This is a genomic window from Intestinimonas sp. HCP28S3_D6 (assembly GCF_052065695.1).
GTDB lineage: Bacteria > Bacillota > Clostridia > Oscillospirales > Oscillospiraceae > Intestinimonas.
On sequence record NZ_JBQHTM010000078.1, the window covers coordinates 1 to 8,064 of the forward strand.

Below are 8,064 nucleotides of genomic sequence, written 5' to 3' on the forward strand. Positions count from 1 at the left end.
CAGATAAATAATGGCTATTTTGCACTGAAATCACCTTAACCAAGCGCAAATGGCGGCTAATACATTGAGTAGAAACAGGATAAAGGCTTTTATTCAGAGGTTCCCTAGATTTTGCACGCTTTCCCTTTGCTCTAATTTCATTTCACCGAAAACGGCATAGAATCGGATCATTGACGCTACGACGACGATTTTGTTAAAATATAAGTAAAACTGTAACTGGGCACATGAGCGGAGGGAGTAGAAATGGCATCATCATTATGTGAGAAAATTTCATTATCCAAGGTTCTCTCCAAGAAAACCGTAATTGAATTGCGGAAAATAGCAAGAGGATTCTATGTGAAAGGCTCAAGTACGATGCGCAAGGAGGCCCTGGTTTCTTCCGTCTTTTCAGCTTTGCTGGTACCGGAGCGTCTTGAGGAATTGTTGTATGTTATCGATGATGAAACCTGGACGTTATTTCAGGCAGCGTATGAAAAAGAATCCGTGACATTGAATGGGAGCTTGCCTGACAATTTCATGTTGCTGAAGGAACTTTGTTACCTTGTCCAGGAGCCAAACTCATATGAGCAAATCATTTATATGACAGGCGAAATCAAGGCACTATTTTCCGAACTTATATCAGGAGGCTTTCTTCATCGCAGACAATACTATAACGAGCTCCATACGTATGCTTTGGCTGCGGTCAATCTTTATGGAGTGATTGCTAAGACTGATTTTGTTGAAATCTATAATCTGCAAAACGAGCAGCAAACAAGCATTGACGAAGTCTGTGCCGTACTTCCCCGATATATCGAAGTCGGCGCTCCGTATTGCTTTTGGAAAGACTACATTGTCAGTATCGAATTTGATGAAAACAACTTCTCCGATGTCCAGGATCTGCTCCGCCAGGTTGGTAATAAACCGCGCTTTCTTCCAGATAAAACGGATTTCCTCAAATATGCGGACTGGTACTTCTTTGAGCACACACATCAGACAGAGGGAGTAAAGCGTTACCTGATCAATCATCTTCATGTTAATGAAGCAACGGCACTTGAGATCCTCGGAGAGATTCACTTCGCTTTTGTAGTGGAAGCCGGGATACAGGCTGCCGTTGACGTGCTGGATGAGTTCGGTATCTCTATCACAGATTCTCAGTTTGAACCGCTCGCTCAGTTACTCGTTCAGATGTCCAACTCGACACGCTTATGGTCAAATAATGGGCATGCCCCCGATGAAATGGCAAACCTCATGCCCAGAATGGTTGATGGCATACGGCACAGCAGAAAAATCGGCCGCAATGAACCATGTCCCTGTGGCAGCGGCAAAAAATATAAGAAATGCTGTGGAAGGTGATACTATTGCACTGAACAGAGGGGGCACCGATGGCAAACCTGAATGAGCTGCTTGCGATCCTTGAGGAAGAATACGGGACCAAGAGCATGGCCGATCTGAATAAGGCGATAGTTTGAGACAAAAGCTCCCCTGCAACTTGCAAAGGAGCCTTTGCTTTATTGTAGTATGACATTGCCTTCATCCAGCATCATTGCCACCTGAAAGATAAACTCTTCCGGCGTCGGTCTATCCCCCTTAAAGGTCATTTTGTCCCACAATTGTTGAGCTTCTTGGTCGTGGTGGTCATAGGCATTATCAATTGCCACCTGCATTTCGTGAAGCACATCCTCAGGTGTCGTTCCATTGTCGCGGGCAATCTTAGCAAGGATTTCATCAAAGTTTCTCATACTAACTCCTCCGTCTTTAGATTTCTAACTAGTTCTTTAGCACAAGTATAGCATCAAAAGAATATCGAAAAAGCGCAAATCTTGACGGAGAACAAAAAAGTGTGGAAGAAGCCACAAGCTCTTCCACACTCACCTACCTATCAACGCAGCCACAACTTTCAAAACGCGCATTTTTTCTTCATGAGGGAGAACCTCAATGGCGGCAGAAAGATTTGAAGCGACTCCATTTGCCGCACAATTCACCACATCCACCAGCAGCTCATCCGCAGACACTTCAAGCACATTCGCAATTGCAACAAATGTATCTATCCTCGGAATCTTCGTACCGCGCTCAATGACGCTTACATGAGTTGGGCTGATGTTGATACGAGCAGCAAGGTCTTCTTGTGTCATACTCTTTTTCTCCCTTGCAGCTTTTATGCGTTGTCCAACTGCCTTTGCGTCCACCCTTCCGCCTCCTCCTTTAGAACTTAATTTTGCTCTAAAGATAGTATAGTTGAGATGGCCGCTTTCATACAGAAGCCAAAGAACGAGGCATAATTCTAAAGAACAACTTTTGTAAAAAAAGAAATCCTCATTCACAACACCAGGGCATGGCATTGGATGAGGAACCATAGATTAAGTTCAAGTTTTGGAATCTAGGCAGTAGCTCCCCCAGCTTTAACTGGTGGTGAATAAGTGCGCCTTTAGTATGAAGTCGCATTTATCCTTGATATTTCTCATTTCCGCCTTATAATTGTTAAAGAGACTTTTGGAAGGATTATTTGTCTATCCAGTCTATGAAGGTGGATTATAAGCATGGAACGAACATTCAATCATTTAACGCTTGAACAAAGAAAACAACTCAGAGAAATGTTGGACGCAGGATGCAAAAAACCAGAAATTGCACAGGCATTGAATACCCATGTTTCTACTGTTTACAGAGAAATTAAGCGTGGAAGCGTAAACGGGAGCTATGACCCTAATTGTGCCGACGAAGCATATCAACAACATTTGTCTGAAAAAGGGCCAGAAGCTATATTATCGCTTAACCCTCAACTTGCCGAACATATCGCAAGTCTTATCCTAAATAGAAAGTTAAGTCCAGAAAAAATTGTTGATGAGTTGCAAGAGTATGAGACGGGTTCTATATCGATACAGACGATTTACCATTCCATAGATAAAGGCTTAATCCCAGGTGTAACACGAGAGAGTTTACGCACAGATACCGTGACTGTTTTTAGTGATGGCCAGATATGTATTCCGAAGTGGGGCAGAAATTTGTTAGATATAGCCGATGGAGATAAGCTGCACTTTGAAGTCATTGAGAATAAACTTATTTTTAGCAAAGAAAGTTAACGTGTATGGATGTCTTCAAGAGATCAACACCTGTAAAGAATATGTAGTAAGTTGAGGGAGTGTTTGCATTTGAACCGCCGGTCAGTTACCAAAACTTTGATGAAGAGCAGCCTGGAATCCACTGTACAGGAAGTTCTGCAGCTCCTTGACGCAGATGATGGTAAGTCATTCGAGGAGAAGAAAAAAGAAGCAATTGCTATTCTCAGAAAACAAACAAATCCATCCTTGGCGGGAACTCTGGTAGATTTTGCTGTGGCAGATGTAGTGGGTAAACAAGTGAAGGCCAGATTTTGGGAAGCAGGGCCTATTAAATGCCCAGATTATAATATTGTTCTCCGGCAGATTGAGGATGATGATCGGGATTGCTTTATATCCCTTCAGGAAGAGAATTCATATATAAGGGATATGCTGAACGAAGAATCCTACCGCAATGCGCTCTGGAAGGACCATTGCGGCGAAAAGTCCCTCATGCTTTCCATTATTCTGGATGACCAGTATATTGGATATTGCGGGATCAAAAATACAGCCCAAGAGCCTTGGGAGATAGCAATTGAGCTGTACAAAAAATGGACTAATCACGGCTTAGGTCGTATTGCAATTTCGGCAATGCTTGACGCCATGGTCATTCGTCTTGGGGTCCGGCAATTCAGAGTACGGATCGACCCAAGTAACCACGCAAGTCAGAAGTTATTTGAAAAAATGGGAGCACAGCCGAATGGAGTATCTGAATACTTAATCCTTGACCAAAAGGAACTGGAGAAGGTGGAAAAAGAGAATCTTAATTTGATTGATGCCGCAACAGTTGCACTGGCAGATAAATTTGGCGTGGAACCGCGCAAGCTGCTAAGCCATGTCTTAGAATATACACTATCCTGGTGAAACAAAGCCCTTGGTGCGAGTCCTCCATGTCATATGGACATGAAGTGAACTTGTCCTATACCTGTTGAATAAACGGAAAACAGTAGCTGATGCAAATAGCATACGAATCAGACTTTTTGGTGTTTCGTACACCACAAAGGAGAAACAATGAAAATTATTGAAGTAGAAATAAAAAAGAGAACACCAAATATCATAAACCAGCTGCTTACAGTATGGGAAAGCTCTGTCAGGGCGACACACCTGTTCCTGTCGGATAGTGAGATCAAACACATCAAGGAATATGTCCCACAGGCGCTCATGGGAATTGCTCATCTGATGATCGCAAAAAATGATATGGGCTGCCCCGTAGCTTTCATGGGAATTGAGGACGGCACATTGGAAATGCTGTTCATTTCCCCGGAAGAAAGAGGAAAGGGTCTCGGAAAACGCCTGCTCCAACATGGGATTAAAACCTATACCGTAGAGCGGGTGGCTGTGAATGAGCAAAATCCGCAGGCCAAGGGATTCTATGAACACATGGGCTTTCAGGTTTACAAAAGGACAAACCTCGACGAACAGGGAAACCCCTACCCGCTGTTATATATGAGCCTTCTGAATAAGCCTATTGAAAGACAATCGTCCGCCGAGGTTCGAGAGTAAGTTCTGCTGCCTAGTGCTCTTTGAAGCGCAGCTCAAGATATTAGGACTTCATAGGTGCAAAGGATGTGACAACTAAAAAACACCATAAAAGCAGGCTCCTTTTATATCGGCAATTTCATCCAGCGGGATCTTTTTTCCATCTGTCAGTACCAGGAGACGCTCATAGAGGTCAACCCGTTTTAGGTTGCCGGTAAGGGTGGTATAAGAACCACCAGTCTTTTTCTCATCAGGAATAAAGAAAGTAACGCTTATCTTCGGTCTAGAGACTATCCTCTGGAGCAATGTACTTCAGATAGATGCTGTAGATGCGTATGCTGTATTCCATATAGTAGGCCATACGCGGTGGTGCAATTAGATAGTCAATCTCCAGCCTCGGTGTGGCATTTAATAGAGAAAAAGCAAGACTTGCCAGAAAATCGTTGCCCTGGCGCATCGTAAAGCCGGCCACGGTTGGCCTCCTTAACCCGCTGGACTACCTCAAATAGCCAAGCACGACCAGAGATTCCATAGGCCTTTAAGGACGGAGTAACGGCAAGGCAGATGGTCTTATCGGTACGGCTCTCGTCGGCAACGACCAAGTTGTTGTCCAGAGGATCGAGACCGCTCTCCCGGCATTCGACGGAGGCATAAAAGCTCTTTAGGTCAATTGCGAAATAGAACCTTTGCTTCATGGTAAGACGCCTCCTTGGATTCTCGCTTTTTAACGCAAAACGGCACTTGAAATTGGGTGCAATATTATTTCTCGAGTTCGCTTTCCTCAATAATACCGTAGTCAATCAGGATGTTTTTGTCCGCATAAGGTGGATATACAATTCCTGTCATTTCATAGTCGTACCTCCGAACACGACGAAACTCCTTGACTGGAGCTGGTGCAAAAGCAGCGGTTTTATAACTCGCGTATTCAGGTGTTCCCGCCAGATTATCGGATACCGCATGAATAAGGGCATCCGTCACTGCTTCCAGATTCGTACCATACTCCACAGCAACTAGCTCATGCCTACGAACATCTTTATCTAGATTTCCAAAAGAACGGTACAACTTGTACTTCATGGAGAAACCCCTTCCTAGCAGCACTTTCGCCACTACCTTAAAAAATCACTTCTATGATTCACCGGCCGCAAATCGTATCCGAGTTCTGTTAGGTGTGCTATTTTTAAGGCGACCAGGTTGATGTCTGTGTCCATTGCCTTGGCGATTTGCTCGGCAGAATATTGATAAGTATAGATGTAGTCCAGTAGCTCCTCGTTGTCTATCAGAATTTCTGCTGCAACAATGTTCGCCTCATACTCTGGCCGTGTGGTCATGTCATACAGCATGAATTCATGTAGGCTGTTTGCCTGTGCCAGCTTTCGATGGAGCCGGTCGTGCCCAAGCTCATGCGCACAGACAATACGAAGCATTCTGTCTCCCAGATCCTTGTTCAAAAATATAAACCGATTGCGTTTAATGACGCGGTACATTCCCTTTAGAGAGCCAAAATCCTCACACAGAAGAACAGAAATTCCCAATTCTCCTGCAATCTGGAAAGGATCGCGTGTTCCGAAGCGGCGCACCAGAGATGTGCCGACTTTGGAGAGCATTTTACTGGTCATGAAGCCCACCTCCGACCTGCGGATGTTCATCATTATTATCTCACAGCTTAGGCCCCACAGATAGGCCTTACTCTACCTGCTGACGATATTTTTTGGGCGTAAATTTCTTATTTCGCTCCTTGGCCATCCAATAGGCATCGTTGAGAGCACGCATCGCACCCTCAAGTGCATCTTCAGAAAGCTGACCGCCGGCAAATAAGCCAGTCACCTCACTGACCAACTCGTCGATGTCTCGCGCCGCTTTTGCGCCACCCTTCTGATATGCTTCCACGGAATAGATACCCGAACTGGTGAGAAGGTAATCTGCGGTTGTACCCAGGACGGTAGCTATATCACCAATTACCTTCATGTTGCCAGGTTTCCTTGAACCTAACTCGTAATTCTGAATCGTTCGCGTTGTTACAGAAACTTTTTCTGCAAGTTCTGCCTGTGTTAATCCAGCTTCAAGTCGCTTTTCTTTCAGACGTTCTTTAAATCCCATAAAGGCACCTCTTTCTTTTTTTGTCATTAATACGAACATTTTTTCGCAATTCAGGATTGACACGAAATCATGTTCTTGATATAATGAAAGCGCAACACGAAACTATGTTTGTATTAAGATATTATCATACGAACAGTTTTTTGTCAATCTAAAGCACGAAAAATTGTTCGTGAAGTAGGCTGGAAAACGGAGAATATTGTAATGAAGGTACAATGCAGAAAAGAGTATGTCTCCGTCAATCTTGATGTAGACCAAAACGGTGGAGTCCATCCTCGTTTTATTCGCTGGACAAATGGCCGTATCTATCAAATTGACCAGCTGAAGTACAAGTGCAGGGCCGCTTCCTCCAGGGTAAGTGGAGGGGGAATCCGATATACTGTCATGATTCACGGTAAGGAAACCTTCCTGTTCAGCGAAGGAAACAAATGGTTCGTCGAAGCAAAGGAGGTAAGTCAATGATTCTTTCTCATCGTCAAATAGAGGATATTGCTGCAGCTATAATTCAGGACTTCAACAAGTTCTTCTACTGTGGCAGCACTGTTTTTGGGGATAAATATGTTCACGCAACACCCATCGACGAATTCGCGCGCGACTACCTCAGGCTAAACGTTCGATTTGCCCGATTGTCTGCAGATGGAAGTATTTGTGGTCTGACCAGCTATGCCGATGCCGAGTACATCGTTGAGGAAATGGGAGTAGTTCGTACCATAGAACTCAAACAAAATCAAATTCTTCTGGACTCCTGCTTTCTGGAGACCGGCAAGGTCAAAAAGCTGTGCGGCAAGCGTCGCTTTACCTTGGCACATGAGTGCGCACATCAAATCCTGTTTCAGATGGAGTCCGAGGAGTCCCAGCAAAAGTGTCGCAAACTCTACTCGGAACGACGGTCCTACTCCCTCCGAGACCTGAAAAGCAGAGAGGACTGGAACGAGTGGCAGGCCAATGCCTTGGGGGCCGCCCTGCTCATGCCCCAGGCGGAGATAGATCGGGCCATGTGGATTTTCGCTCAATGTCGGACCCTGATTAGCTATGAAGGGAGGTTTTCATATGCGGACAAGTTGGCACTTTCACTTCTCTGTCAAACGCTCGGCGTGTCCAAGTCTGCCGCAATGATTCGTCTCCGGCAGCTTGGGTATCTGGAAGAACGCCCGTATGTAGAGTTTGTTGATCCACTGGAGGTATGGGCATGAGTAAAAATGTTCGCATCACAGAGCCCTCACAAGAAATGTTAGACAAAATTATCCGGGCGCGAGAGGCGATTGCGGCGCAAAGACCTAGGGAATCTCTGATTTAATCCGCACTACCATAAAGGCTCCGGATGTGGGATAATAACACTATCAACGCAATGGTGGTGTATGGGGATGAAGAAACAGGAAACAGTTACGGATATCGAATACAGCTTCCGCAAGAAGAAAAC

Annotated in this window: 10 protein-coding genes and 1 pseudogene; 5 read left to right on the forward strand and 6 right to left on the reverse strand. The window is 44.7% G+C overall.

Features of this window, described 5'->3' with window-relative positions; all coding sequences use genetic code 11:
• Positions 1-243: 243 nt before the first annotated feature.
• Positions 244-1,332, forward strand: a complete 1,089-nt coding sequence (locus tag ACTNBK_RS16015) for an SEC-C metal-binding domain-containing protein (protein WP_148337079.1) — start codon at positions 244-246, stop codon at positions 1,330-1,332.
• A 155-nt stretch (positions 1,333-1,487) separates the two neighbouring features.
• Here ACTNBK_RS16015 and ACTNBK_RS16020 read toward each other — a convergent pair whose 3' ends face one another.
• Complete coding sequence (locus tag ACTNBK_RS16020; RefSeq protein WP_148337078.1) at positions 1,488-1,718, reverse strand: sporulation initiation factor Spo0A C-terminal domain-containing protein; 231 nt, start codon at positions 1,716-1,718, stop codon at positions 1,488-1,490.
• A 129-nt stretch (positions 1,719-1,847) separates the two neighbouring features.
• On the reverse strand, positions 1,848-2,165 hold the full coding sequence (locus ACTNBK_RS16025; RefSeq protein WP_119345523.1) for a helix-turn-helix domain-containing protein: 318 nt from the start codon (positions 2,163-2,165) through the stop codon (positions 1,848-1,850).
• A gap of 351 nt (positions 2,166-2,516) precedes the next feature.
• On the opposite strand from ACTNBK_RS16025, the gene ACTNBK_RS16030 reads away from it, so the two are divergent.
• The 3 genes from ACTNBK_RS16030 (at position 2,517) to ACTNBK_RS16040 (ending at position 4,574) form a co-directional block, all read left to right on the forward strand.
• On the forward strand, positions 2,517-3,056 hold the full coding sequence (locus ACTNBK_RS16030; RefSeq protein WP_148337077.1) for a helix-turn-helix domain-containing protein: 540 nt from the start codon (positions 2,517-2,519) through the stop codon (positions 3,054-3,056).
• Between the two features lie 69 nt (positions 3,057-3,125).
• Entirely contained in the window at positions 3,126-3,935 is an 810-nt protein-coding gene (locus ACTNBK_RS16035) for a GNAT family N-acetyltransferase (RefSeq protein ID WP_148337076.1), read from the forward strand.
• 147 nt (positions 3,936-4,082) lie between these two features.
• Positions 4,083-4,574 carry a GNAT family N-acetyltransferase gene (locus ACTNBK_RS16040; RefSeq protein ID WP_441147618.1) on the forward strand — a complete coding sequence of 164 codons (492 nt, stop codon included), beginning with the start codon at positions 4,083-4,085 and terminating at the stop codon, positions 4,572-4,574.
• Between the two features lie 268 nt (positions 4,575-4,842).
• On the opposite strand, the pseudogene ACTNBK_RS16045 reads toward ACTNBK_RS16040, so the two are convergent.
• The 4 genes and pseudogenes from ACTNBK_RS16045 to ACTNBK_RS16060 form a co-directional block, all read right to left on the reverse strand.
• Positions 4,843-5,245 (reverse strand): annotated as a pseudogene (locus ACTNBK_RS16045) (Y-family DNA polymerase); the annotation flags it as partial.
• A gap of 64 nt (positions 5,246-5,309) precedes the next feature.
• Positions 5,310-5,624, reverse strand: coding sequence for a carboxylate--amine ligase (locus tag ACTNBK_RS16050; RefSeq protein WP_441147620.1), 315 nt, complete (start codon positions 5,622-5,624; stop codon positions 5,310-5,312).
• Positions 5,625-5,656: 32 nt separating this feature from the next.
• Positions 5,657-6,166 carry an ImmA/IrrE family metallo-endopeptidase gene (locus tag ACTNBK_RS16055; protein WP_148337074.1) on the reverse strand — a complete coding sequence of 170 codons (510 nt, stop codon included), beginning with the start codon at positions 6,164-6,166 and terminating at the stop codon, positions 5,657-5,659.
• Between the two features lie 67 nt (positions 6,167-6,233).
• Positions 6,234-6,647, reverse strand: a complete 414-nt coding sequence (locus ACTNBK_RS16060; protein WP_148337073.1) for a helix-turn-helix domain-containing protein — start codon at positions 6,645-6,647, stop codon at positions 6,234-6,236.
• Between the two features lie 455 nt (positions 6,648-7,102).
• Here ACTNBK_RS16060 and ACTNBK_RS16065 point away from each other — a divergent pair, with 455 nt between their 5' ends.
• Positions 7,103-7,837 carry an ImmA/IrrE family metallo-endopeptidase gene (locus ACTNBK_RS16065; protein WP_195306561.1) on the forward strand — a complete coding sequence of 245 codons (735 nt, stop codon included), beginning with the start codon at positions 7,103-7,105 and terminating at the stop codon, positions 7,835-7,837.
• The last annotated feature ends 227 nt before the right edge of the window (positions 7,838-8,064 follow it).